24 protein-coding genes are annotated in these 25,912 nt (G+C 66.2%); 15 read left to right on the forward strand and 9 right to left on the reverse strand.

Features of this window, described 5'->3' with window-relative positions:
- Positions 1-90: 90 nt before the first annotated feature.
- The 5 genes from glnA to VF167_12425 all read right to left on the reverse strand — a co-directional run bounded on the left by glnA (position 91) and on the right by VF167_12425 (position 6,517).
- Positions 91-1,461: a type I glutamate--ammonia ligase gene (glnA, locus tag VF167_12405; protein ID HEX6926213.1), complete on the reverse strand. Its 1,371-nt coding sequence runs from the start codon at positions 1,459-1,461 to the stop codon at positions 91-93.
- A 181-nt stretch (positions 1,462-1,642) separates the two neighbouring features.
- On the reverse strand, positions 1,643-3,841 hold the full coding sequence (locus VF167_12410) for a glutamine synthetase III (protein ID HEX6926214.1): 2,199 nt from the start codon (positions 3,839-3,841) through the stop codon (positions 1,643-1,645).
- A 15-nt stretch (positions 3,842-3,856) separates the two neighbouring features.
- Complete coding sequence (locus tag VF167_12415; protein HEX6926215.1) at positions 3,857-4,399, reverse strand: Lrp/AsnC family transcriptional regulator; 543 nt, start codon at positions 4,397-4,399, stop codon at positions 3,857-3,859.
- Positions 4,400-4,523: 124 nt separating this feature from the next.
- A complete protein-coding gene (locus VF167_12420; GenBank protein HEX6926216.1) occupies positions 4,524-6,077 on the reverse strand; it encodes an FAD-binding oxidoreductase in 1,554 nt (517 codons plus the stop codon).
- The gene (locus VF167_12425; GenBank protein ID HEX6926217.1) at positions 6,074-6,517 is read right to left on the reverse strand and encodes a transcriptional repressor; all 444 of its coding nucleotides are present in this window, start codon (positions 6,515-6,517) and stop codon (positions 6,074-6,076) included. Before VF167_12425 ends, VF167_12420 begins: the two co-directional genes overlap by 4 nt.
- Positions 6,518-6,735: 218 nt before the next feature.
- Between VF167_12425 and VF167_12430 the strand changes: the two genes are divergently transcribed.
- Positions 6,736-7,554, forward strand: a complete 819-nt coding sequence (locus VF167_12430) for a hypothetical protein (GenBank protein ID HEX6926218.1) — start codon at positions 6,736-6,738, stop codon at positions 7,552-7,554.
- Here VF167_12430 and VF167_12435 read toward each other — a convergent pair whose 3' ends face one another.
- The 4 genes from VF167_12435 to VF167_12450 are packed head-to-tail and all read right to left on the reverse strand — an operon-like array spanning position 7,555 to position 11,564.
- Entirely contained in the window at positions 7,555-8,670 is a 1,116-nt protein-coding gene (locus VF167_12435) for a metal ABC transporter permease (protein ID HEX6926219.1), read from the reverse strand.
- Entirely contained in the window at positions 8,667-9,815 is a 1,149-nt protein-coding gene (locus VF167_12440) for a metal ABC transporter permease (GenBank protein ID HEX6926220.1), read from the reverse strand. The genes VF167_12435 and VF167_12440 overlap by 4 nt, the downstream gene beginning before the upstream one ends.
- 7 nt (positions 9,816-9,822) lie before the next feature.
- Positions 9,823-10,638, reverse strand: coding sequence for a metal ABC transporter ATP-binding protein (locus VF167_12445; GenBank protein HEX6926221.1), 816 nt, complete (start codon positions 10,636-10,638; stop codon positions 9,823-9,825).
- Positions 10,635-11,564, reverse strand: coding sequence for a zinc ABC transporter substrate-binding protein (locus tag VF167_12450; GenBank protein HEX6926222.1), 930 nt, complete (start codon positions 11,562-11,564; stop codon positions 10,635-10,637). Before VF167_12450 ends, VF167_12445 begins: the two co-directional genes overlap by 4 nt.
- Positions 11,565-11,708: 144 nt before the next feature.
- Between VF167_12450 and VF167_12455 the strand changes: the two genes are divergently transcribed.
- The 14 genes from VF167_12455 (at position 11,709) to VF167_12520 (ending at position 25,910) form a co-directional block, all read left to right on the forward strand.
- Positions 11,709-11,885, forward strand: a complete 177-nt coding sequence (locus VF167_12455) for a hypothetical protein (GenBank protein ID HEX6926223.1) — start codon at positions 11,709-11,711, stop codon at positions 11,883-11,885.
- 233 nt (positions 11,886-12,118) lie between these two features.
- Positions 12,119-12,475: an NADH-quinone oxidoreductase subunit A gene (gene ndhC / locus VF167_12460; protein HEX6926224.1), complete on the forward strand. Its 357-nt coding sequence runs from the start codon at positions 12,119-12,121 to the stop codon at positions 12,473-12,475.
- A complete protein-coding gene (gene nuoB / locus VF167_12465) occupies positions 12,466-13,200 on the forward strand; it encodes an NADH-quinone oxidoreductase subunit NuoB (GenBank protein ID HEX6926225.1) in 735 nt (244 codons plus the stop codon). Before ndhC ends, nuoB begins: the two co-directional genes overlap by 10 nt.
- Before the next feature lie 85 nt (positions 13,201-13,285).
- Positions 13,286-14,017: an NADH-quinone oxidoreductase subunit C gene (locus tag VF167_12470; protein HEX6926226.1), complete on the forward strand. Its 732-nt coding sequence runs from the start codon at positions 13,286-13,288 to the stop codon at positions 14,015-14,017.
- 1 nt (position 14,018) lies between these two features.
- A complete protein-coding gene (nuoD, locus tag VF167_12475) occupies positions 14,019-15,317 on the forward strand; it encodes an NADH dehydrogenase (quinone) subunit D (GenBank protein HEX6926227.1) in 1,299 nt (432 codons plus the stop codon).
- A gap of 42 nt (positions 15,318-15,359) precedes the next feature.
- Positions 15,360-16,022 (forward strand): NAD(P)H-dependent oxidoreductase subunit E, encoded by a 663-nt coding sequence (locus VF167_12480; protein ID HEX6926228.1) that lies wholly within the window; start codon positions 15,360-15,362, stop codon positions 16,020-16,022.
- 214 nt (positions 16,023-16,236) lie between these two features.
- On the forward strand, positions 16,237-17,508 hold the full coding sequence (nuoF, locus tag VF167_12485; protein ID HEX6926229.1) for an NADH-quinone oxidoreductase subunit NuoF: 1,272 nt from the start codon (positions 16,237-16,239) through the stop codon (positions 17,506-17,508).
- 51 nt (positions 17,509-17,559) lie between these two features.
- Positions 17,560-19,176 (forward strand): molybdopterin-dependent oxidoreductase, encoded by a 1,617-nt coding sequence (locus tag VF167_12490; protein HEX6926230.1) that lies wholly within the window; start codon positions 17,560-17,562, stop codon positions 19,174-19,176.
- 30 nt (positions 19,177-19,206) lie between these two features.
- Positions 19,207-20,529 carry an NADH-quinone oxidoreductase subunit NuoH gene (gene nuoH, locus VF167_12495; GenBank protein HEX6926231.1) on the forward strand — a complete coding sequence of 441 codons (1,323 nt, stop codon included), beginning with the start codon at positions 19,207-19,209 and terminating at the stop codon, positions 20,527-20,529.
- A 13-nt stretch (positions 20,530-20,542) separates the two neighbouring features.
- Positions 20,543-21,064, forward strand: coding sequence for an NADH-quinone oxidoreductase subunit I (locus VF167_12500; GenBank protein HEX6926232.1), 522 nt, complete (start codon positions 20,543-20,545; stop codon positions 21,062-21,064).
- 135 nt (positions 21,065-21,199) lie between these two features.
- On the forward strand, positions 21,200-21,721 hold the full coding sequence (locus VF167_12505; protein ID HEX6926233.1) for an NADH-quinone oxidoreductase subunit J: 522 nt from the start codon (positions 21,200-21,202) through the stop codon (positions 21,719-21,721).
- 10 nt (positions 21,722-21,731) lie between these two features.
- Positions 21,732-22,031, forward strand: coding sequence for an NADH-quinone oxidoreductase subunit NuoK (gene nuoK / locus VF167_12510; protein ID HEX6926234.1), 300 nt, complete (start codon positions 21,732-21,734; stop codon positions 22,029-22,031).
- An 8-nt stretch (positions 22,032-22,039) separates the two neighbouring features.
- On the forward strand, positions 22,040-24,316 hold the full coding sequence (nuoL, locus tag VF167_12515; GenBank protein ID HEX6926235.1) for an NADH-quinone oxidoreductase subunit L: 2,277 nt from the start codon (positions 22,040-22,042) through the stop codon (positions 24,314-24,316).
- A gap of 13 nt (positions 24,317-24,329) precedes the next feature.
- Positions 24,330-25,910, forward strand: coding sequence for an NADH-quinone oxidoreductase subunit M (locus VF167_12520; protein HEX6926236.1), 1,581 nt, complete (start codon positions 24,330-24,332; stop codon positions 25,908-25,910).
- Positions 25,911-25,912 lie beyond the last annotated feature (2 nt).

Consider the following 25,912-nt stretch of genomic DNA (forward strand, 5'->3'; position numbering starts at 1 on the left):
CGTCTCGAGATTCGTCGCGCCGGTCCACGCCACCTGCACGAAATCGCCCCTACGGGCTGATCTCCTGCCGTGCCGCGGAAAGAACCCTCCCTACAGGTACCGCTCGACCTCCCAGGGGTGCACGTGCGCCAGGTAATCGAGCCACTCTTCCCGCTTGGCGTGTGTGAAGCGGGAGTAGATGTACTCCCCCAGCGCGGCACGGGTCACCCGGTCGTGTTCCAACTCGTCGAGCGCTTCTCCCAGGTGGCGCGGGAGCTCCTTGATGCGGAGCCGCTGCTTCTCGCGCGGAGTGAGCGTCCACAGGCTCTTGTTGATCGGCTCGCCGGGATCCATCTCCTCCCGTAGCCCCTGAGCGCCCGTAGCGATCTGCACCGCGAGCGCGAGGTAGGGATTCGCCGAGGCGTCCGCGATGCGCACCTCACAGCGGGTATCTTCGCCCCGCTCCATGGGGATCCGGATCATCGGCGAGCGGTTGTGGAGCGACCAGGCCACGTTGACGGGCGCCTCGTGGCCGGGGACGAGGCGCTTATAGGAGTTCACCAACGGGTTAGTGACCGCGCAGTAGGCACGTGCATGGTGCAGCAACCCGCCCACGTATGCGCGCAGCGTGGCGGACAGCTCGTCGCGCGCTTCCTCGTCGAAGAAACAGTTGATCCCGTCCTTCCACAGGGAGTGGTGGAGGTGCAGCCCGGAGCCGTTCAGGCCGGGGAGCGGCTTCGGCATGAAGGAAGCGTGCAGACCGTGCCGTTCTGCCACCATTCGCACCGTTGCGCGCAATCCAGCCAGAGCGTCCGCCATGCGCAGGGCGGGAAGCGGGACTAGCTCGATCCGGTGCTGCCCCGCCGCAACCTCATGCAGGGCGCTTCGAACCTCGAGTCCCAGCGCCTCGACGGCGTCCATCACCTCGCGTCGCACGACAGCGCCTTGATCCCCGGGTCCGAGCTCGTAGTAACCGCCCCGGTCATGGGGAGCGAGGAGCGGATTGCCGTGGGCGTCCTTGCGGAAGAGAAAGAACTCCAGGTCCGCCCCCACCCGTGCCTCGTAGCCGAGTGCAGCGAGACTCGCCACCGCCCGCTCCAGCGACGCCCGTGGGTCCCCCTCGAACCGACCTCCGTCCGGCCGGTAGACGGCACAGATGACGTTGGCTACCTCGCGCTCCCAGGGAAGGACACGGAGCGAATGAAGGTCCGGGCGGAGCAACATGTCCGATTCCTCCACCCGAAAGTCTGCGTCCATGGCGGACCCGTCGAACAGAATGCGCCCCTCGAGCGCCTTCCCGAACTGAGCGCGAGTGACCTCGACGCCGCGCACCGTCCCGAAGATGTCGGTGAACACCAGGCGGAGATACCGCACGCCCCGCGCGCGGAGCAGGTGCAGCGCCTGTTCTGGCGTAAGGGTTTCGCTGCTGATGGTGCGGGCCAGCGGGGATTTGTCTTCCAGATCCTTCGTTTGTTCGTGCATCGTTGTCTGCTAGGTGCCTGCATGCGGGGCGGTAGCCCCGGGCGGCGCACAATCTGACGGGCGGCCATCCCGCCTGCAATCCTGGATCCGTTCGGACGGGTCCCGAACGGAAGCGCGCAGGGGCGGCACCTCGAGGTGCCGCCCCTGCGCGCTTCGGCGTGGCCGCCGAACCGCCGGCAGCCTACTTCACGAACAGCATGTCGCGGTAGGTCGGCAGGGGCCAGAAGTCGTCCGGCACGACCTTCTCCAGCCGGTCCGCGACCTCTCGAACCGCCTGCATCGCGGGGATGATCTTGTCCCGCATGTGGTACGCCTTGGAAGCGACATCGTCACCGCCGAGCTCGGCGTTGCGGCTGATGAGCGTCTGCAGCGCCTCGGTGAGCTCGTTCACCAGCCCGTTCACCTTCTCGATCGTCGCGCGGGTGCCGAGGACGTCGATACCCTGCTCCTTGCCGCGCTCCGACACCGCCAGCAGCTCGTTCAGGTAGCGGATCGCCGCCGGCAGGATCATCGTCTGGGCGATGTGCGCCGTGGTCTCACCCTCGATGTTGATCGTCTTGAAGTACTGATCGAGGGCGATCTCGTGCCGCGACTCCAGCTCGCGACGGGAGAGGACACCATACTTCTCGAAGACCTCGACGTTGCGCTCGTCCTCGAGGTACTCGAGCGCGTCGAGGGTGTTGCGCAGGTTGAGCAATCCGCGGCGAGCGGCCTCTTCCTGCCACTCCTGGCTGTAGTTGTCCCCGTTGAAGATGATGCGCTTGTGCTCCTTGATCTCCCGGGAGATCAGCTTGCGCAGCGCGTCCTCGAACTCCACTCCCGCCTCCAGGTCCCGCTCCAGCTCGGTGCAGAGCTCGTCGAGCGCCTCCGCCATGATCGTGTTGAGCACGGTCGCGGGGAAGGAGATCGACTGCGAGGAACCCACCGCACGGAACTCGAACTTGTTGCCTGTGAAGGCGAACGGCGAGGTCCGGTTGCGGTCGCCGGAATGCCGCGGAAGCTGCGGCAGCACCGGCGTGCCGAGGCCCAGCAGCCCCGCGTCCGGCCCGGCTGAGGCGCTACCGTTCTGCTCGAGCTGCTCGAAGATCGAGGTGAGCTGGTCTCCCAGGAAGATGGAGATGATCGCCGGTGGCGCCTCGTTCGCGCCCAGTCGATGGTCATTGCCGGCGTGCGCCACGCTCGCCCGGAGCAGCCCCTGGTGCTTGTCCACGGCGCAGATGACCGCCGTGCAGAACAGGAGGAACTGCATGTTCTCGTGCGGCGTGTCACCCGGCTCCAGCAGGTTCATCGACTCGGTGCCGAGCGACCAGTTGACGTGCTTGCCGCTACCGTTCACGCCGGCGAACGGCTTCTCGTGCAGCAGCGCGACCATCCCGTATTTCCGGGCGGCATTGCGCAGCTCCAGCATCATCAGCTGCTGGTGATCGGCCGCGATGTTGGCGTTCTCGTAGATGGGAGCCATCTCGTACTGGCCCGGAGCAACCTCGTTGTGCCGCGTTTTGACCGGCACGCCGAGGCGATACAGCTCGCGCTCCACGTCCATCATGAATGCGAGCACCCGCTCGGGGATCGAACCGAAATAGTGATCCTCGAGCTCCTGACCCCGCGGTGGCTTCGCGCCGAAGAGCGTTCGCCCCGTGGTGAAGAGGTCGGGGCGGCGGTAGTAGAACTCCTCGTCGATCAGGAAGAACTCCTGCTCCGGGCCCAGCGTAGCCAGCACTCTGCTCGCGGGGAGCGAGCAGAGCTTCAGCGCGCGCCGCGCCTGCACGTCCAGAGCGTGCATCGAGCGCAGCAACGGGGTCTTGAGGTCGAGGGCGTCTCCGGTCCACGAGGCGAACGCCGTCGGGATCGAAAGGAAGCTCCCGGACGGGCGCTCAACGATGAACGCCGGCGACGTGGGATCCCATGCGGTGTAGCCGCGCGCCTCGAAGGTGGCCCGCAGACCTCCGGACGGGAAGCTCGAGGCGTCCGGCTCGCCCTGGATCAGGTCCTTGCCGGAGAACTCGGCGATCGCGCCGCCACCCACGTTCGGGGTGATGAAGGAGTCGTGCTTCTCCGCGGTGTAGCCGGTCAGCGGCTGGAACCAGTGAGTGAAGTGGGTGGCACCCTTCTCCAGCGCCCACTCCTTCATGGCGAGCGCCACCGCGTCGGCCACGCTCGGGTCCAACTCGGAGCCCCGCTCAATGGTCGCGATGAGGGCCTTGTAGATGGTCTTGGGAAGACGGGCGCGCATCTCCGCGAGCCCGAAGGTGTTCTCGCCGAAAATCTGCTGAATGTCCAGGATCGGCTTCGCCTCGCCTTCCCCCTTTCCATTCAATCGAGTCGCATCCCAGCGAGTTGCCGCAGCCAGCGTATCGAAGCGAGTGGTGGTTTTCGCCATTGTCCGGATCTCAGGCTAGGGGTTGTGTCGAAACGGTACGTGCAGCAGGTCGGCGGGGCCGAGGCGGTGCTCCGCCTCGTCGTGTCCACCACCATCCGCGGAGGCCGGCAGCGGCAGGCTCGCCGTCTCCTTCAAAGTGGACAGCACGATGCTCGTGGTCGTCCACTGAACTCCGGGCCACGACTGGATGTCGGCCAGGAGCTTTTCCAGCGCCTCGGTATTGGCCACGCGGATCTTGAGCAGGTGTGAACCCTGGCCCGTCACGGAGTGGCACTCCAGGACTTCGTCCAGCTCTCCCACACGATTGCGGAAGTCCGTGAAGTATCTGGATCCGTTGATGCCCACGAAGATGAACGCGAGGATGTCCAGGCCCAGGCGACGAGGGTCGAGCACCGCCGTGAACTGACGGATGATCTCCCTCTCCTCCAACTTCCTCAGCCGCTCTCCGATCGCCGGTGCCGACAGGCCGACCGCCTTCGCCAGATCGTGTTGCGAGATCCGGCCGTTCTCCTGGAGCAACTCCAGAATCTGGAGGTCGACCTTATCGATCTGTGCCATGGAAAGTAGCAGACTTAAGAAAATTAAGCGGAAATGTACGACCGCTGAACAAAGTATAAGAAATCGGCTGCTAACGCAAGTGCACCCGGACAGAGCTTGTGAGGTGTGGAAGGGGCAGGTGAGCTCAGGTGAAAGGGCGCAGCGCGTCGAAGGGGCGCTGGCCCGGCAGGGGTAGGATCACGCCCGGGTTGAAGATGCCCTTGGGGTCGAAGATATCCTTGATGCCGCGGAAACGCTCCACCATGCGGCGTCCCCAGATCGTCTCCAGCAGAGGGGCGCGCAAGCGCCCGTCGCCATGCTCGCCTGACAGGGTGCCGCCGAGTGTCGCGACGAGGTCGGCCACCTCGTACAGGACCACTTCGATCTCCTCTCGCCAATTGTCGGCCCGGACATCGACCAGCGGGTTGACGTGCAGGTTGCCGTCGCCGGCGTGGCCGAAGATCACGGCGGGGAGGTGATGGCGCGCGAGGATCGCGCGCAGGCCGTGCACGTAGATGGCGAGCCGGTCGACCGGAACCACGCAATCCTCGATGAACTGCATCGAGACCCGCCCGCCCGCCTGCTCCGCGATGATGGGGCTGGCAGCGCGGCGCAGCGCGTGGGCACCGGCCTGCTCGCTCTCCGAGAGCGCAATCGTGTGACGCGCGCCGAGCCGATCGGCCAGCTCGCCCAGCCGTCGCCCTCTCTCGCGAATCTCCTCGTCGTCGTTCCCCTCCAGCTCCACCAGCAGGATCGCCTCCAGACCCTCGCGGAGCGGATAGGCGTCGTCCCGCCCTGCGTTTCGGACCAGTTCCAGGAACGTGCGGTCGAGCATCTCGCAGGTGGCAGGCTCCTCCGCCAGGATCGACTCCACCGCGGCTCCGGCGAGTTCCAGATCGGTGAATTCGAGAATGACCAGCGCTCTGCGAGTCGGAATGGGGGCCAGCTCCAGCACGGCGGAGAGGATGAGGCAGAGGGTGCCCTCGCTTCCGATCAGCAGGTCGACGAGATCGCCGCTCCGGAGGTACTCGCGCAGCGCGTATCCCGAGGCGTTCTTGCGCACACGGGGCCACTCCGCCTCGATCCGCTCCGCCTCGGGCCGAAGGAGGGCGTCCACTCGTATGGCGATTTCTGCCAGCCGAGGATCGGAGGGTCGGGTTCCGCGAGCCGCGTGTACCAGGCTTCCATCGGCCAGGACAACTTCGAGCTCGCGCACCCAGCGGCGCGTGGCGCCGTAGCGCACCGAATGTGGTCCAGCCGAATTGTTGGCGAGCATGCCACCGAAGGTGCAGCGCGCGCCGCTGGAGGGGTCGACCGGAAAGTGGAGACCGTGTGGCTCGCAGCGAGCATTCACCGCCGCGAGGGTCGCGCCGACCTCCACCTCGAGCGTTCGGGTAGTGGGGTCCGGCGGCTCGATGTGGGAAAACGAAGTCAGGAGATCGACCGCTACCCCGCCGCCGACGTTGCCGCCCGGCATGCCCGTGGCCGCCGAGCGTGGCACGAGCGGCGTACCGGTGCGATCCGCCCAGCGAACGAGATTCTGGACGTCAACACGGTCGTTGGGCACGGCGACGGCGCTGGGCACGACTGAAAGAATGCCCGACGCCTCGGCGTACTTCGCTCGCTCGTTCGGATCGAGAAGAAAGCGTCCCCGGAAGGGAGAAGGGGAGGGGAGTGTCGTCGGAGCCTCGGCGCTCAACTGGCGCAGGCCGCGCAGTAGCCGACCACTTCCAGCCGGTAGCCCTCCACGCGGAAGCCGTCGGTGGGCTCGATGGAGGGGAGGGTGCCATGCACCGCACTTCCCTGGACGTCCCGTACCATGCCGCAGCGGAGGCAGCGGGCGTGGAAGTGATCGTCCGTGCGCGGATCATAGCGGGCCGATCCGTCAGCATAGGCCAGCTTGGTGGCCAGGCCGCAGCTCACCAGCGTCTCCAGCGCCTTGTACACGGTTGCCAACGAGATGTCGGCGATCTCCGCGCGCACCGCGGTGAACACCTCGTCGGCCGTGGGATGCTCCGTGTTGCCGCGAAGAAAGCGATAGATCGCGGCTCGCTGCTCGGTGAGTCGCTGACCGTTGGCTTCGAGCGCTTCGCGAAGGATGCGTTCGGAAGCCTGATCGTCGACGGAAATGGAAGCCATGTGAATCCCTGCCCCTATTCGGACGCGAGCGATCGTCGATCGCCCGCCGCGCGGGCGGCCGCCCGGCCGCATGTGGCAAATACGGCCAGGAGCGGTACTTACCTAGCAAATTGTAGGACTGATCACAGCCGCTGTCAACCGAAGACGGGTTTGCGTGGCTCTGGTCCGAAGGCGCATTTCGTGCGAGTTTTTGCCCTCGTACCCGCACCCGATCGACCGTGAGATTCCGAAAGCTACCGCTCCTGCTGGGGAGTCTCTCCCTGGCCTGCGATCCGGCGGACAACGTGCGCATCCAGGAGCTTCCGCCGCTCACCGAATCCTCGATCGAGGATCGGCTGGGTCTGCCGCTGATGGAAGGCCCGTGGCGCTTCGCGGGCTGGGAGCTGGCGGAGGGAGACTCGCTGGGTCTGGAGGCCGATCTCCCCGCCCTCGGCGTGCTCGCGCTGGAGACGCAACAGCGCGATTCCCTGGGCGGGTATTACCTCATCGAAGGAGGAGGGAGCGCCCCGTTGTACGGTGAGGTGCGGCGTGACAGCGTGGTGGCGCTGGTGGCCTTTCTCCAGGAAGGAGACGGCCGTTATCTGGTGGGTGGGGTGCTGGGAGACACCCTCTGGGTCGAGTCGACGACGCTGGTGGACCCCGAGAGCTGGCGGCCGGGGGCGCGTCCCGCCTTCGTTCGCAGCCGCACACCCATCACCCCCTTCGTGCGCATTCGGGGAGCTCTTCCGCCGCCGGCGGTAGACACCGCGGGTCTGGCTGCCACGCAGGACAGCGTCGCTCGGCCGACCGGTGCTGTCAGCGCAGCAACCGGCGCAGCGGTCCCGACACGGGGCGCCGCGGACGCAGGCCGCCAAACTCAGCCACCCGCGGCGCGGCAAGTCGAACCGGCTCGACCGCCGACTCCCATTCCCGATTCGGCTCCCCGGGCCGAGCCGGAGCTACCCGCTCGGAGGCCGCAGCCGCCGGCCATCGAACGGCGGGAGCCTCCGCGCCTCCTCGGCGTTCCGATCCAGCGAGACACCGCTGACGACCAGTGATCAGAGCGAGCTGATCGCCCGCCGTGCGGTGTGCCTACCCGCGGAGGTGAGCTCGAGGCGATCGTGGTTCGCCCGCACCACCACCCCGTGGTCCAGCGCGCGGTCCACGACTCGCTGGGCGAAGCTCTCTTCCCAGCGAAGGTGTTCGTGGAGATGCTGTACGCGGCTCTCCTCCTGGTGTTCGGGCAGCGACTCATGGTTGAATAGGTGAATTGCCAGCATGGTCTCGGCGAACTCCCACCGCTGCCGCTCCCGCCGGCGACGTACCGCCACCATCCCACGTTCGGGCGCAAAGGCGAAAGCGCCCGCGAAGCAGAGCCCGATTGCGACGGCCATGGACCCCGCGATCGAGGCGTCGAGCGTGGAGGAGAGGAGATAGCCTGCGGCGGCGCCCACTACCCCGACGACCGCACTGAGAGCGATCATCGTGGAAAGCCGATCGGTGAGGAGGTACGCCGTCGCCGGCGGGCCGATCATCATCGCGACCACCAGGATCGACCCCACCGCGTCGAAGGCCCCCACTGCCGTAATCGAGACCAGCGACATGAAGAGGTAGTGGACGAGGGCGGGCGAGAAGCCCAGCGCGGCCGCCAACCCTGCGTCGAAGGTGGTGAGCTTCAGCTCCTTGAAGAAGATGCCCAGAAAAGCCGCATTCAGCGCCAGGATTACCAGCATCACCCACAGCACCCGCGGTCCCAGGTCGGCACCCGCGAGCTCGAAGCGCTCGAAGGGTGCAAAGACCAGCTCACCCAGCAGCACCGCGTCCGTATCGAGGTGAACGTTGCCGGCAAACCGGGCGATGAGGATCACGCCGATGCTGAAGAGCACGGGGAAGACGAGGCCGATCGCGGCGTCCTCCTTCACCAGACGTGTCTGGTTGAGCAACTCGACCAGGACGACCGTCACCACCCCCGTCGCAGCCGCAGCGAGGATGAGCAGTGGGGAGCCGATGTCACCGACGAAGAGGAAGCCGAGCACGATCCCGAGCAGGATCGAGTGGCTGATCGCGTCGCTCATCAAGGCCATGCTGCGGAGCACCAGGAAGACCCCTGGTAGCGCGCAGGCCACCGCGACGACGATAGCGATCGCGAGGATTTCGAGCTCGGGCTGGATCATCGCTTCTCCTGCGCTTCGTGCTCGTCGGGCGACGCCCCGGCATCGAAACGCCTCCGCGCCTCCTCCATACCGGACGGGGTGAGGGTCCACTCGCCGGGCCTGGTCTCGCGCGCCCAGCCGCGCTCGCGCAGGGCGGACAGGCTTCGGCGCGCGCTCCCTTGACCCATGCGCATCGCTTCCAGGGCGCCGATGGAGTGGCCGTGGGAGGTGTCGAGGTGCTGCCCGGCGAGGGAGTAGAGGTCGGCGAGCACCGCATCGGCGCGCAGCTGCCGACGCTGCTTGTGGGTGCGCACGAGGTTCCAGACGATTCCCCGATTCGGGGCGAAGAGCAGCGATACCAGCACGATCGCGCTCAGGCACAGAACGATGGTCGGGCCGGTCGGAAGACGCTGCACGGTGCTGCTCAGAACCGCGCCTGAGAGTCCTGCCACTGCGCCGAAGAACGCCGCGATCGCGACCATCCGTTCCATACGGTCCGTCCACTGCCGGGCCGCCGCCCCCGGCGCCACCACCATCGCACTCATCAGCACCACCCCCACCGTCTGCAGGCCGATGACGATTGCCAGCACGATGATGGAGGTGAGCAGCACGTCCACCCGCCCCATGTTGATCCCCATGCTCGCTCCGAACGTCCGGTCGAAGGCGAGCAGCTTGATCTCTTTCCACCCGAGCAGCATCAGCACCACGGCAACGCTGCCGAGGGCGGCGATCACGGTGACGTCCTGCATCAGCATCGTGGCTGCCTGACCGAACAGGAACCGATCCAGTCCGGCCTGGCTCGCGTCCGGCAGCGTCTGCACGTACGTGAGCAGGACGAGGCCGAGGCCGAAGAAGACAGAGAGGACGATCCCGAGACCGCTGTCTTCCTTTACCCGCGTGTTCCTGACGATGGCGATCACCGCGAGCGTGCCGAGCCACCCCGCGACCGCGGCGCCCAGGACGAGCACCAGCGTCGCCTTACTTCCGGTGAGGAGGAAGGCAAGGACGATCCCCGGGAGAGCGGCGTGGGAGATGGCGTCGCCGAGCAGGCTCTGCTTGCGGAGCACCGCCAGCGAGCCCAGCGCTCCGCTCGCGGCTCCGAGGATGGCGGAGCCGAGCGCCACCACCCGGAGGGTGTAGTCTCCGAACAGGCCGGCGAGGTCCATCAGTGGATCAGGCGAGATGGCGGGCTTCGGCGCGGCGCGAGTCGCCGTCGGCGTGGCCGGCGTGGAGCAGGGGGAGTCCCTCGTCGCCGCCGCGTAGCAGCGGAACGCGGCCGCCGTAGGTGCGACGCAGGTTGTCCTCCGTGAAGACCTCCTCGACGGGTCCGCAGGCGATGCGGCGGACGTTGAGCAGGAGCACCCATTCGAAGTACTCGGGGACGGTCTCCAGGTCGTGGTGAACGGCCACGACCGTTCGCCCCTGCGCACGCAGCTCCTTCAGCACGTCCACGATGGCACGCTCGGTCTTGGCGTCCACACCCTGGAAGGGTTCGTCCATGAAATAGACTTCGGCCTCCTGAACCAGTGCCCGGGCGAGGAAGACCCGCTGCTGCTGGCCCCCGGAGAGCTGGCTGATCTGCCGGTCGGCGAACTCCTGCATCCCGACCTGTTCCAGCGCGGCCATGGCGAGCGTCCGCTCCTTCCGGCCCGGGCGGCGGAACCAGCCCAGCGAGCCGTAGCGACCCATCATCACCACGTCGAGGACAGTGGTGGGGAAATCCCAGTCCACGGTGCCGCGCTGCGGTACATAGGCCGTCAGGCGACGCTGCTCCGAGTACGGCTTACCATGGATGAGAATCTGTCCGGCGGCCGGACGGATCAGCCCCAGAATCGATTTGAGCAGCGTCGATTTACCCGCCCCGTTGGGGCCCACGATCGCCATCAGGACTCCGGCGGGTACCTCCACGTCCACGTCCCACAGCGCTGGCTGCTCGCGGTAGGCGACGGTCAGGTCGTTGACTTCGATGGCCAGCTTGTTCGAGCTCATGTCGTCTCCTCGGGATCCCTGAGCAGGGCATCCACGATCGTATCGATGTTGTGGCGAACCATGCCGATGTACGTCCCTTCCGGGGTGCCCGGAGATCCCATCGCGTCCGAGTAGAGCTGCCCCCCGATCCGCACCTCGAATCCCCGCGCCTGCACCGCCGCTCGAACCGCTTCGATCGTCCGCTGCGGAATCGAGGATTCCACGAAGATGGCGGGAATTCGGCGTTGCACGATGAGATCCGCCAGCGCCTGCACGTCCGCGGTTCCAGCTTCGCTCGCGGTGCTGATCCCCTGCAGGCCGCGCACCTCGAAGCCGTAGGCGCGGCCGAAGTAGTTGAAGGCGTCGTGGGCGGTCACCAGCACCCGGCGTTCCGGCGGCACCTCGGCCGCCCGCCGGAGCACGTAGGCGTGCAGCTCCTCGAGCCGTTCGACGTAGGCGTCGGCGTTGCGCGCGTAGTCTTCCGCGTGCGCCGGGTCGACCGCCGTGAGCCCGTCGCGAACGGCTTCGGTCGCGTCCATCCAGAATCGCACGTCGAACCAGATGTGCGGGTCGTACGCGCCGGAGAAACCCGGCGGAGCCAGCAGTTGAGTGGAATCGACCGCCTGTGCGACCGCCACGGTCGGCGTGCGCTCGTCCATGTGGGCAAGCACCTCGGCCATGCGCGCCTCCAGGTGCAGCCCGTTGTAGAAGATGATCCGCGAGCGCCAGAGCCGGCGCACATCTCCCTCCCGGGCCTTGTAGAGGTGCGGGTCCACGCCGGGACCCATCAGCGCCACCACCGACACGTGCTCTCCACCCACGTTCTTCACGATGTCCGCGATCATCCCGGTGGTGGCTACAGCCGGCAGCGCACCGGAGTCGTTCGCCTCGGTCGATGAACACGCGAGCAGGAGGACCAGGGAGAGAAGACCGGATGCGAGGCGCATGAAAGAAAATTTTAGATAAGGTGAAACCTCCGAGCCAAGCTATGCAAAAGTCGTTATCGGGTCAAGGTAGTTGCGGAGCGCGCCGGCACGGTGGTTGCGCGCAGACTTCTGGCGTCAGCAGGCCTATCCGCCGCAGGAGGGATCGTGGAAGATCAGGAGGATCGGACGCCCGCCGTTGACGGAACCGAGCCGGTGCACGAGCACCCGCCGGAGAATCCGGGCCCGGCCCGCACCGGAGCGCAATACGGCGCCACCGTGATCAGTGCGCTGGTCCTGATTGCTGCCCTTCTGTGGCTGATCGTTCCCTTCGGCGGTCACTGATCTTTCCAACCCAGCTCCGCCGCTTCTCCCACAGCGGGTCCGCCGACGCTCTGACACGCCTCCCGGCGGTTGCTCTTGGCCTCCATAGATCCCCCCTGGAACGGAGCTTGAAGCCCCCTGAGGGCTCGGTCCAAAGCCCGGGCGGCGGCTTGACCCGCCGCACCGCCCGTCATATCTTGGGCGGACTCGCAAGTGAATGATTTCACAAACTCGGGGAGAGGCCAGCTCGCGCCATGCTTCAGTCGTATCTGCCACTCCTGATCCTGCTCGGCATCTCGGTGGTGAATGCCGTGGGGATGGTGGTAGCGTCGCACCTGATCAGCCCGACGAAGCGGACGGCGGTCAAGTCCTCTCCCTACGAGTCGGGCATTGACCCGATCGGCGACACGCGGGCGAGGTTCAGCGTCGCCTTCTACGTCGTGGCGCTGCTGTTCATCGTCTTTGACGTCGAGACGGTCTTCCTGGTGCCCTGGGCGGTGGTGATGCGTGAGGTGGGCCTGGCCGGCTTCGTGACGGCCGGGATGTTCATCTTCATCCTCACCGTCGGCCTGATTTACGAATGGAAGAAGGGAGCGCTCGAATGGGACTGAACCCGGGAGAGCACGAGCAGAATAGAGAGCGTGACGCCATGGCCGCCGAGGTCAAGGAGAGCGGCGGTGTTCCGGTCCGGACGGTGGAGCCTCGCGGGGGCATCTTCTCCGGGCAGCCGGGATTTCTGACCACGCGCCTCGACGCGCTCATCAACTGGGCGCGAGAGAACTCGCTCTGGCCGATGCCGTTCGGCACTGCGTGTTGCGCCATCGAGATGATGGCAACCGCAGCGTCGCGGTACGACCTGGCGCGGTTCGGCATGGAACGGATGAGCTTCTCGCCCCGGCAAGCGGACATGTTGATCTGCGCGGGGCGAGTTTCGTACAAGATGGCGCCGGTGCTGCGGCGTATCTGGGAGCAGATGCCGCAGCCGAAGTGGGCGATCTCGATGGGGGCTTGTGCCTCGTCGGGCGGCGTTTTCGACGTCTACAGCATGGTCCAGGGGATCGACACGATCATCCCGGTGGACGTCTACGTGCCCGGTTGTCCCCCGCGCCCGGAAGGCTTGATGTACGGGATCCTGATGCTCCAGGAGAAGATCCGCCGCTCCAGCCCGACGCGGAACTGGGTGGTGGATGAGGACCTCCTGGAGGGGCTGCCCGCCCTCCCGCCGGAGACGGTCGACCTGGTGACGCGGCCCTTCGGCAACTCGACCAATCAGAACCGTCCGAGCGGCCTGGTTTCCAGCGGCGCGCTGGCGCGGCCCGGCGACCGGGTACCGTGACGGCGCCGCTCAGCTCCCGAACCGTTCAGCCAGCGGCCGCGTGCCTGGCGGCAGGCGCCGCCCCACGGCCCGCTTGAGAGATGAGATGAGCAAGGATTCGTTCAGGAAGGGGCTGGAGGGGCTGGACGCGGGGGCCGGCGGCGCGGAGGCGACCGATATTCCGCGCCCGGAGGGCCCTGAGAACCTGCCTCCCCATCCCAGCGTCGATGCCTTGCGGGCGAAGTTCGGAGACGCCGTGCTCCGACACGAGGTCGTGGCGGGGGATGAGCACATCGTCTACATCCCCGCGGAACGCAACCTCGAGATTCTCGGGTGGCTCCGCGACGACCCCGAGCAGCGCTTCGACTTCCTGAAGGACGTCACCGCGATCGACTACGGCGGAGGTCGCCCGCTGCAGCTCGTCTACGAGCTCTGGTCGATACCCTGCAAGCGGCAGCTTCGGATCAAGGTGGAGCTGCCGCTGTCGCAGTTGGAGATCGATTCCGTCTACTACCTCTGGCGCGCGGCCGACTGGCTCGAGCGCGAGACGTACGACATGTTCGGCATCGTCTTCCGCGGGCACCCCGACCTGCGCCGCATCCTGATGCCGTACAACTACGCCGAGGGCTATCCGCTGCGGAAGGACTTCCCCCTTCGCGGCCGATTCACGCGCGCAGAGCAAACCCGGCGGGCACTCTCGATGGAGACCGCCGACCACTACTCGCCCTACGAGATCGACCTCGCGCGGCGTCTCGGCCAGCCGCTGCCGGACGTGATGGGCGAGGACGGCGGGCCGGGAGAGCCGAACGTGGGCATGCCCGGGGTGGGAGGGCACTGAGATGAAGACCAAGACGCGCACCGTCATCTACAACGTGACCCGCAACCCGGACCTGGCGGCCGGAGGCGGGCTCGTCAACGCGCCCATCGTTCCGGTCGAGGGGGAGATTCCCATCCACGAGGAGGAGGGAATCGGCGGCGAGCACATGCTGATCAACATCGGTCCGCAGCATCCGGCCACGCACGGGGTGCTTCGGCTGGTGCTCGAGCTCGACGGCGAGACGGTGATCAAGTGCACCCCGCACATCGGCTACCTGCACTCCTCCTTCGAGAAGCTGGGCGAGTACCGCACCTGGAACCAGATCGTCCCGCTCACCGATCGCATGGACTACCTGGCGCCGTTGATCTACAACTGCGCCTACGCCATGGCGGTGGAGAAGCTGATGGGCATCGAGGTGACCGAGCGGTGCAAGGTGCTCCGGGTGATCCTGATGGAGCTGGACCGGATCTTCAGCCACCTGCTGTGGCTGGGGACGACGGCCATCGACCTGGGGGCCTTCACCGTCTTCCTCTACACCTTCCAGGAGCGGGAGCGGATCTACAACCTCCACGAGGCCTACACCGGCGCCCGGATCACTACCAGCGCCACCCGGATCGGCGGGATGATGGCCGATCTTCCGGACGGCTGGATCGAGCAGCTGGAGCACTTCGTCGAGACCTTCCCCGAGACGCTGGACGAGGTCGATACGCTGCTCACCAACAACTCGATCTGGATCGGGCGAACCCAGGATGTGGGTGTGATCTCGGCGGAGGATGCGATCAACTTCGGCCTCTCCGGCGCCAACCTGCGCGCCTCCGGGATCGATTACGACGTCCGCAAGGACAACCCGTACTACGACTACGAGACCTACGACTTCGAGGTACCGGTCGGCAAGCACGGCGACATCTACGACCGCTATCTCTGCCGGATGGAGGAGATGCGGCAGAGCGTGTCGATCCTCCGGCAGGCCATCGACCGCCTGCCGGGCGGACCGATCAACGTGGAGGACTCGCGCGTGATCCTGCCCTCCAAGACGCGGGCGATGAACGACATGGAGTCGATGATCCACCACTTCAAAGTGGTGATGGAGGGCGTGCGCGCGCCGGTGGGAGAGTCGTGGTTCTCGGTGGAGAGCTCGAAGGGAGAGCTGGGGATGTACGTGGTCTCCGACGGTGGCTCGAAGCCGGTGCGCTGGCGAGTGCGCGGCCCTTCCTTCGTGAACATCGCGGCGCTGCCGCACATGATCGAAGGGTCGCTGCTGTCCGACGTCATCGCCGTGAACGCGAGCCTCGACATCGTGTTGGGGGAGATCGACCGCTAGGCGATGCGCTGGAATGGACGACGTGAGAGGAACACCGGATAGATGAGCAGCGAGCAGACCAGGGTGCGGCAGATCCGTTCGAAGAACCCGGGATTCGCGGGGGAGACGGGCGAGTTCGACCTCACCGAGGCGGAGATCCGCGGCACCGACTACGTGGGCAAGCGACCGCTCGACGGCGGCCATCCGGCCGTGGCCGGCACGCTCCCATACCAGCTCGCCGAGCGCGACCCCGAGGCGCCGCTCTTCGAAGGGCCCTACGCGGAGCGGCTGGAGAAGATCCTCTCCCGGTATCCGGATCGGCAGGCCGCCCTGCTGCCGACGCTGCACATGGCGCACGAGATCCGTGGCCACATCTCGCCCGAGACGATGGACGAGGTGGCCCGGAAGCTCGAACTGCCGCCCGCCTACGTACGGGGGGTGGCGACCTTTTACACGATGTACAACCTGCGCCCCGTGGGGCGCTACTTGATCCAGGTCTGCACCAACATCTCGTGCAACCTGTGCGGGGGCGAGGAGGTGATGGAGGCCTTCCTGGAGGCGACCGGCACCGAAGCCGGCGAGGTCTCCGCCGACGGCCGCTTCACCGTGATCGAGGTCGAGTGTCTCGGCGCCTGCGGCTTCCCCACGGTCGTGCAGATCAACGATCGCTACTACGAGAACGTCAAGCCGGGGGACGTTCCGGCGATTCTCGAGAAGCTGAAGTGAGTTTAGCTGGAATTACGAATTTCGAATGACGAATTACGAATTATGGGTTGGAACGGTATCGCCCTGCGGTCGGCGTTCGGGCCTCGTGATTCGTAATCGCTCCGTTGGTGCCGGATTTCTGAGTTTCGTAATTCGTAATTCGTAATTCGTAATCCGATTTTTTCGAAGGCGAGCCGAGATGGCGTATCCGTACACCCACCCGAGCGAGGTTCGCATGATCTCCGAGCATTTCGGAGATCCGGAGGCGCGTACGCTAAAGGGGTGGGAGAAGCGGGGCGGGTACCGGGCGCTGCGGAAGGCGCTGGGCATGAGTCGCCAGCACGTGGTCAACGAGGTGAAGACCTCCGGGCTACGCGGGCGCGGCGGAGCGGGCTTCCCCACCGGGGTGAAGTGGTCGTTCATGCCGCAGAACTCCGGCAAGCAGCACTACCTGCTCTGCAACGCGGACGAGTCCGAGCCGGGCACCTTCAAGGACCGGGAGCTGATGCGGTGGACGCCGCACCAGCTGATCGAGGGGTGCCTGATCGGCGCCTACGCGATCAACGCGAGCCACGCGTACATCTACATCCGCGGTGAGTTCTTCGAGACCGCGCAGATCCTGGCCCGGGCCATCGAGGAGGCCTACGCCGCCGGGTACGCCGGCGAGGACGTGATGGGGAGCGGCGTCACCCTGGACATCACCCTCCACCTCGGCGCGGGGGCGTACATCTGCGGCGAGGAGACCGGGCTGATGAACTCGTTGGAGGGACGGCGAGGCGAGCCGCGCCTCAAGCCCCCGTTCCCCGCGGTCTCGGGGGCCTTCGGCAAGCCTTCCACCATCAACAATGTCGAGACGCTCTGCGCCGTGCCGCACATCGTGCTGAATGGCGGCGAGTGGTATCGGCAGTGGGGGACTGAGAAGTCGCCCGGCACCAAGCTGTTCTGCGTATCCGGGCACATTCAGCGCCCGGGGAACTACGAAGTGCCGCTCGGCTTCAACTTCAGGGAATTTCTCTACGACGTGTGTGGCGGCGTTCCCGGAGGGAGAGAGCTCAAGGCGGTAATCCCCGGTGGGAGCTCGGTGCCGATCATGAAGGCGGACGAGATCGATGTGGGGATGGATTACGAGTCCTTCGCCGCGATCGGGACCATGCTGGGCGCGGGGTCGGTGATCGTGATGGACGAGACCACCGACATCGTGAAGCAGGTGCGGCGCATGGTCGACTTCTACGCCCACGAGTCGTGCGGCCAGTGTACGCCGTGCCGCGAGGGTACCGCCTGGGCTGCCAAGATCCTGCGCCGCATCGAGAACGGGTGGGGGACCGAAGCCGACCTGGACACTCTGCTGGACATCTCCGACAACATGGCCGGGAAGACGATCTGTGTGCTCTCCGACGCCTGTGCGGCGCCGATCGTCTCCTCCATCCAGAAGTTCCGCGAGGAGTACGTAAGCCTGATCCGGCGAGGGGAAAACCTGGTGGCGAGCGCGGCGGTGAAGAGTGCGTGAGGGGCGGATGTCGGATAACCTTCCAACGGATGACCCGTTACGGAGCTGTTAGTGGCTGACCAGCAGACAACACCCGAAATCGTCACCATCATCATCGACGGCCTGTCGATCGAGGTGCCGAAGGGGACGAGGATGATCGACGCCTGCGCGCGCGTGGGCGTGGACATCCCGCATTACTGTTACCACCCCGGGCTCAGCGCCCCGGCGCAGTGCCGGCAGTGCCTCGTCGAGGTCGAGGGGATGCCGAAGCTGATGCCGGCGTGCGTCACCACGGTGGCGGACGGGAACGTCATCCTCACGCAGAGTGAGAAGGCGCTGAAGGCGAGGGAGGGGAACCTCGAGTTCTATCTCCTCAACCACCCGCTCGACTGCCCGATCTGCGACCAGGCCGGTGAGTGCAAGCTGCAGGACTACGTCTCCGAGGAGGGGCGCGACATGGGCCGGCTCAACGAGCCCAAGCGCATCCTCGGGATCGACGACTTCGGCGGCGACGTGCTCTACTACGGCGACCGGTGCATCATGTGCACACGCTGCGTTCGCTTCATGCGCGAGGTCGCCCGGGACGAGCGTCTCGCCGTCGTGCAGCGCGGCGACCGCAACGTCATCGACACCTTCTTCGACGAGGGGCTGGAGGGTAACATCTGGGCGGACAACACCATCGACATCTGCCCGGTGGGCGCCCTCGTCTCGAAGGACTTCCTGCACAAGGCGCGGGCCTGGGATCTCGACCGTACCCCCTCGATCTGCCCCAACTGTTCTCAGGGGTGCAACATTACCCTGCAGGTGCGGGATAACGAGGTGATGCGCCTGAAGCCGCGCCCCAACGAGGAGGTCAACGGCCACTGGATGTGCGACTATGGCCGGCTGAACTACTCGTGGATCAACCGGGGCGGCCGGATCGAGGCGCCGATGGTGCGCGAGGGTGATCGGCTCGTTCCCACCTCCTGGTCGGACGCGCTGGTGCGCCTGGCGGAAGCGCTTGGCAAGGGCGCCGGCGCGGCGGGCGCCATCGTCTCCCCCTTCATCTCGAACGAAGACCTGGGGGCCACGCGCAAGCTGCTGGACGCGCTGGGTGGCGGGCCGGGGATCTACCGGTCCGCGCGCGGCGAAGAGGTGGTGCTCCCCGGCTTCCCCCAGCTTGCGCTGCGCCGGGACCGCGCGGCGAACGTGGTGGGCGCCGAGCTGTTCGGCTTCAGCCGCGTAGGTGACGACCAGGGCAGGGGCGGTCTCGAGGATCCGGCGAGCCACACCGGGACGCTGCTCGTTGTCGGCGATCCGCTCGACGACGCGCCCGCGGATTTCGGCACCCGCGCCTCACTCTTCGTCTACGTCGGACCGGTGCTGTCCCCGGCGGCGCGCAACGCGCACTTCGTGCTACCGACGACCACCTTCGCCGAGATGGACGGCAGCTTCACCAACGTCAACCGGCGGGTTCAGCGCTTCTGGCCTGCGCTGCAGCTGCCCGGGATGGCGCGGCCGGCGTGGCAGGTGCTCGGCGTGCTGCTCGCGGGGATCACCGGCGGTGAAGCGCCGGCCACCGCCGACCAGGCGTTCGCCAGCCTGGCCGAGCTGCGTCCGGAGTTCGGAGCTTTCACGTTCGCGGAACTCGGCGCGCAGGGCCGCGCCCTGGCCTCCCCCGAAGCAATCGCCGGGCCGGCCGGTGACTGAGATGCACTCACGACCCACGAACCAGGTCTGATGGAGACGTTCGCCGCCGAGTCGATCCACCAGGTGGGGAGGCTCTCCGACACCGCATTTGTCGTCAGCTCGCTGGTGAAGCTGCTGATCGGCTTCACCGTCGTGATGGTGACGGTGGCGATGCTGACGCTGCTGGAGCGAAAGATCAGCGCGTGGATGCAGGATCGGCCGGGGCCCAACCGGGTGGGGCCGGGTGGCATCGCCCAGCCGCTCGCTGACGGGCTCAAGAACATCCTGAAAGAGGAAACGATGCCCCGGGAGGCGCATCGCGCCTTCTTCATCCTCGCCCCGATGCTCTCGATCATCCCCGCCCTGGTGACCTTCGCGGTCATCCCGGTGGCGGCGCCCCTGCCCACGCCGTGGGGGGTGGTGGACATGGTGATCGCGGACGTGCCCATCGGCATCCTCTTCCTGCTGGCCTTCTCATCCCTCGGCGTGTACGGAATCGTGCTGGCGGGATGGGCAAGCACGAACAAGTACGCGCTGCTTGGTGGACTGCGGGCAGGCGCCCAGATGATCTCCTACGAGATTGCGCTGGGCTTGAGCCTGATGAGCATCTTCTTCCTGGTCGGGAATGTGACGCTGCCCGGCGTGGTGTGGGGCCAGCAGAGCATGAAGCTGTGGTACGCGGTGCCCCTCTCCGTCTCCTTCCTGTTCTTCTGGATCTCGTCGTTCGCGGAAACGAATCGCCTCCCATTCGACCTGCCCGAAGCCGAGTCGGAGCTCATCACCGGGTATCACACCGAGTACTCCTCGATGAAGTTCTCGATGTTCTTCATCGCTGAGTACGCGCACGTGCTGACCGTCTCGATGCTCATGGCCACCCTCTTCCTGGGCGGGTGGGACATCCCGGGTTGGCGGGGGGACAACATGGTCAGCCTTGGCGACGGCACCGTGGGTGGGGCGGCTCCCGCCGTGTGGAAGACGCTGGTGACGCTGCTGGCGTTCGGGCTGAAGACCACCTTCTTCATCGTGGTCTTCATGGTCGTGCGCTGGACCGTTCCGCGCTTCCGCTACGACCAGGTGATGGACCTCGGTTGGAAGCTGATGCTGCCGGCGGCTCTGGTGGTGGTGGTGGTGACCGCGGGGACCATCCTCGCGCTCGATGCCGCGGGGGTCGAGTACGGCCTGCTCTACGGGCTGGTGCTCGCTGCCGTGAACCTGGCGATGCTGATCGCGGTGCTGCTGGTGCTGGACCGCGGACGGATCCTGGCCGGGTCCTACGCTTCCCGCGCCAAGCGGGAGCACGCCCGGGTGGTGGCCGAATTCCATCGCGAGGAGCGCCTCCGGACGGCCGGCGCCCAGCCTCAAGCAGCGCCCTGAAGGGTTAATAGATATGGCAATCACTGTGCGGGTCATGGAGCGGCCGGCGGAGCGGGAGACGTCGTATCTCCGCGCGACGCTGAAGGGAATGGCGCTCACCTTCCGACACCTGGTGAGCACCGTCTCCCACGGGCGGGAAGCGACCATCAAGACGATGGAGTACCCGGAGGAGAAGTGGGCGCTCAGCCCGCGGTGGCGGGGAACCCACGTGATGGAGAAGCACGAGGACGGACGCCCCAAGTGCGTGGCGTGCGGACTCTGCCCGACCATCTGCCCGGCGAACTGCATCCGCCTCGTCCCCGGCGAGGACGACCAGGGGAACCGCTACCCCATCGTCTACGAGATCGACGAGTTTCGCTGCATCTTCTGCGGCATGTGCCAGGAGGTCTGCCCCGTCGAGGCGATCCACGTCGGTCAGCATTACGAGAACGCGGAATACACCCGCGATCGCTTCGTCTACGATCTCGATCGCCTCATGGCCCAGAAGCACCCCTCGACGCTGCTCTGGGACCCGTCGGACCCCGCGGGCGAATGATGTGGAGAGGGCGGAAAAAAATTGCGAGTTACGAATTACGAATTACATGCGGACTCTCGGTTTGTGCTGGTTTCACGGGCGTTTCCTTTTGTTACTCGTAATTCGTAATTCGTAATTCGTAATTACTTCGGAGCAATGCTAACGAATCTGCTCTTCTACTTCTTTGCCGCCGTCGCCATCCTGTGCGCGATGATGATGGTGTCGCGGCGCAACCCGGTGGCCAGTGCGCTCTGGCTGATCGGGGTGTTCTTCGCGCTGGCGGCCATCTACACGCTGCTGGGGGCGTACTTCATCGGGATCATTCAGATCCTGGTGTACGCGGGCGCGATCATGGTGCTGTTCCTGTTCGTCATCATGCTGCTCAACCTGGGCAACCAGTTCGAGCCGGACTTCCGGGGGACGGTCTGGAAGGTGGTCGCCGGGGGGACCGGCCTGGTGATGATCGCGCTGCTCGCCCGCATGAGCGCCACGCCGGCCGAGCCGGTCGGGGCCTCGGGCGGTCCCGACGCGCTGGCGGCGCAGGTCGCGGAGCGCGGGGTGGTGGGGGTGATCGGTATCCCCATGTTCACGGATTTCATGGTGCCGCTGCAGGTCACCGGCATCCTTCTGCTGGTTGCGGTCGTGGGAGCGGTTGCTCTCGCGAAGCGCCGATTCTAGACGATCGACGATGCCTCCTCTGAGCGTCGCCCTTGGACTGAGCGCCATCCTCTTCGCCATCGGTGCGGCGGGAGTGGTGGTGCGGCGCAATGCCATCATCCTGTTCATGTGCATCGAGCTGATGCTCAATGCGGTGAACCTGGCCTTCGTTGCGCTCTCCCCCTACGCGGGAATCGACGGACAGGTCTTCGTCTTCTTCGTGATCGCGGTGGCTGCCGCGGAGGCGGCGGTCGGCCTTTCGATCATCATCTCGATCTTCCGCCATCACGAGTCGGTGGACGTCAAGAACTTCGGCCTGCTGCGGTGGTAGCCATCGTGATGCTTGCAATTCTTCAGGCGATGCCCACCGAGGCGCTGGCGCAGGAGGCCGCTACGCACGCGTTCGAGCCGACACTGCTCGGCTGGATCGTGCTCCTGCCACTGATCGGCTTCGTCATCAATGGCGCGGCCGCGGTCGTCGCGGCGCGTCGGCAGCACCGTGAGCGCCTTGCCCACCTGCCCGCCGGCGTACACGACGAGCACGGGGAGGAGGTGCACAGCAACCACGGAGAGGAAGGGGAGGAGGCGCACGCGTCGTCGGACGCGCACGCGGAGACCGACGCCCACGCGGCCGCCGAGCCGGGCTGGACCCACCGGTTGCCGAGCCTCGTCGCGCCGGGGGTGCTGCTGCTGGCTTTCGCCATAGCGCTGGTCAATTTCCTCAGCATGCGGGGGGCGGAGCTGCACGAGCCGATCGTGCAGACATTCTTTTCCTGGCTGCCGGTCGGTGAGCTGCAGGTCGACGCCGCGCTGTTGCTCGATCCGCTGTCGATCCTGATGACGCTGATCGTCACCGGTGTCGGCTTCCTGATTCACGTCTTCTCGGTCGGGTACATGAGCCATGATCCGGGCTATCCCCGGTACATGGCGTACCTGAACCTGTTCGTCTTCTTCATGCTGGTCCTGGTGCTGGGCGCCTCCTACCCGCTGATGTTCGTCGGCTGGGAAGGGGTGGGGCTCTGCTCCTACCTGCTGATCGGCTTCTGGTTCTCCGAGAAGGCCAACGCCGACGCGGGGAAGAAGGCGTTCATCGTCAACCGGATCGGCGATTTCGGCTTCCTGATGGCGATGATGCTGCTCTTCGCCAACCTGGGAACGCTGAACTTCCCCGAGGTCTTCGACGCGGCGGCAGGGCAGCTCCCGTATGCCGGCGCGGTCGTGACCGCGGCTGCCCTCTTCCTCTTCCTGGGGGCGACCGGCAAGAGCGCTCAGATCCCCCTCTACGTCTGGCTACCGGACGCCATGGCCGGTCCGACGCCGGTCTCGGCGCTGATCCACGCGGCGACGATGGTGACGGCTGGCGTCTACATGATCGTTCGCTCGGCCACGCTCTACGCGATGGCACCGACCGCCTCGCTGGTGGTCGCGGTGGTGGGAACTCTCACCGCCGTTTTCGCCGCGACGATCGGCCTCAAGCAGTGGGACATCAAGAAGGTGCTCGCCTACTCGACGGTGTCCCAGCTCGGTTTCATGGTGGCGGGCGTGGGCATGGGTGCCTACGTGGCGGGCATCTTCCACCTGATGACGCACGCCTTTTTCAAGGCCTGCCTCTTCCTCGGGTCGGGCGCGGTGATCCACGCGATGCACGAGGCGCTGCACGCCACACATTCGCACGCCGACGCCCAGGACATGCGCAATATGGGCGGCCTGAGGAAGTACCTGCCGGTCACCTTCGTGACGATGGGAATCGCCACCCTGGCCATTGCAGGGATTCCTCCGTTCGCCGGCTTCTTTTCCAAGGACGAGATCGTGGGCGCGGCGTGGCTCGGCGCCCAGGGCGCTTCTCCCCTTGCCAGTGCCACCCTCTTCGGGATCGAGGGGGCGACCTGGATGGGGATCATCGCCGTGGTACTCTCCTTCGCCGCGCTGCTGACGGCCTTCTACATGGGCCGCCTGATGATCTACACCTTCTTCGGCCCCAACCGCACCGGCGAGACCGAGCAGCGGCACCTGCACGAGGTTGGCTGGACGATGACGGTTCCGCTGGTGGTGCTCGCGCTGCTCTCCCTGATCGGTGGCCTGTTCAACGTCGAGGCCGAAGTACCGATCGTGAATTGGTTCACCCCGCTGGCGATCGGCGGCGGGGGCGCGTTGCACGACTGGCTGCATCCGGTGATCGAGGGGGCGGAGGCGGTTCATGCCGCGAACGGCGTGGTCATCGCCGAGGCGCACCACTATGCCTGGCCAATCCTGCTGGCCATTGCCATCGGCGTGGTCGGACTCGTCCTGGCCGGGGTGCTGCTGAAGCCGGCGCGTCTGGGGAGCGCCGAGGAGCATCCCGACTACGTCGGGGCGCTCGATCGGCTCCTCTATCACAAGTGGTTCGTGGACGAGCTGTACGACACGCTCGTGGTGCGACCGGTCTATGCCCTCTCGCGCGGGTTCAGCTCCATAGTGGATCGCGGGCTCATCGACGGCATCGTGGACGGGAGCGGCCGTTTCGCGCAGGGGGTGGGCCTCATGGTGGGGCGCATCCAGACGGGTCAGCTCAATACCTACGCTTTCATGATCCTCGTCGGCGTGCTCGCGGTGCTCGGCGCCTTCGTGGCCTTCTGATGTCCTGACGGAGATGAGCTTCTTTCAGTCGCACTGGGTGCTGAGCTTCCTGATCTTCTGGCCGCTGCTGGGCGCGCTCGTCGTGCTGGCGGCGCCGGTCCAGTCGGCCAAGCGGATCGCGCTCGCCTTCGGAATCGTCGAGTTCCTGGCCGCGATTCCGCTCTTCTGGTCGTACGATCCGCTGGGGGCACCATTCCAGAACGAGATTGCCGTTCCCTGGATCGAGGGGTGGGGGATCTACTACCGCCTCGGGGTGGACGGGATCTCGCTCTTCATGGTGCTACTCACAGCCGGCCTGCTTCCGCTGATGGTCCTGGGCTCCTGGACCTACATCCAGTCGCGGGAGCGGACCTACTACTCCATGCTGCTCGCGCTGACCACAGGCGTGCTGGGGGTCTTCATCGCCCTGGACATGTTCCTGTTCTACGTGTTCTGGGAGATGATGCTCATCCCCATGTACTTCCTGATCGGGGTCTGGGGCGGCAAGGAGCGTATCTACGCGGCGGTGAAGTTCTTCCTCTACACGACGATCGGCTCCCTGCTGATGCTGGTGGGTATCGTCTATCTCTTCTTCCGCCATGAGTCGCTGACGGGGCAGGCGAGCTTTGCTTACACCGACTTCTTGCAGCTACCGCTGACCGCGGCCGAGCAGTGGTGGCTGTTTGCCGCCTTCACGCTGGCCTTCGCCATCAAGGTTCCCATCTTCCCGTTCCACACCTGGCTTCCGGCGGCGCACGTCCAGGCGCCGACCGCGGGTTCGGTCATCCTTGCAGGGGTGCTGCTGAAGATGGGGACCTACGGGTTGCTGCGGTTCTCGCTGCCGCTCTTCCCCGCGGCGGCGACCGCCGAATCCACCATCACCCTGTTCATGGTGCTCGGGGTGATCGGCATCATCTACACGGCGATGGTGGCAGCGGTGCAACCGAACTCGAAGAAGCTGGTGGCCTACACCTCCGTGGCGCACCTCGGCTTCGCGGTCCTGGGGATCTTCGCCGTCAATCTCCAGGGCATCCAGGGAACGCTGCTGCTGATGATCGCGCACGGCGTCTCCACACCGATGCTCTTCTTCCTGCTCGGCATGCTGTACGAGCGGCGGCACACCTACGAGATCGATGATTTCGGCGGGTTGGCGGGGTCGGTGCCGATCTGGTCGACCATGCTCGTGTTCGCGGCACTGGCCGCCATCGGGCTGCCCGGGACGAGCGGGTTCGTGTCGGAGTTCCTGGTGCTTCTGGGAACGTTCCGGGCGAGGCCATGGCTCGCCCTGTTGGCGGCGACCGGCGTGATCTTCGCCGCTTACTACATGCTCCCGATGGTACAGAAGATCGCCTTCAACGCGCTGAAGCGTCCGGCGAACCGCAGCATTCCGGACGTGAACGGGCGCGAGCTGGCGATCCTGGCGCCGCTCGTTGCCGCGATCCTGTGGATCGGCGTCTATCCGCGGCCTTTCCTGGAGCGGATGGAGCCGAGTGTCAATCGTCTTATCCAGCAGCTGGAGGCGGCGCCGTCCCCGGTCGCGTCCGAGCCCCCCGCCGAGGCTGCGACCGGTGTGGTCGCCGCGGCGGTCCCGACCTCCGTATCGCCGCCTCGTTAAAC

The sequence above is a fragment of the Longimicrobiaceae bacterium genome (assembly GCA_036375715.1).
Taxonomy (GTDB): domain Bacteria; phylum Gemmatimonadota; class Gemmatimonadetes; order Longimicrobiales; family Longimicrobiaceae; genus DASVBS01.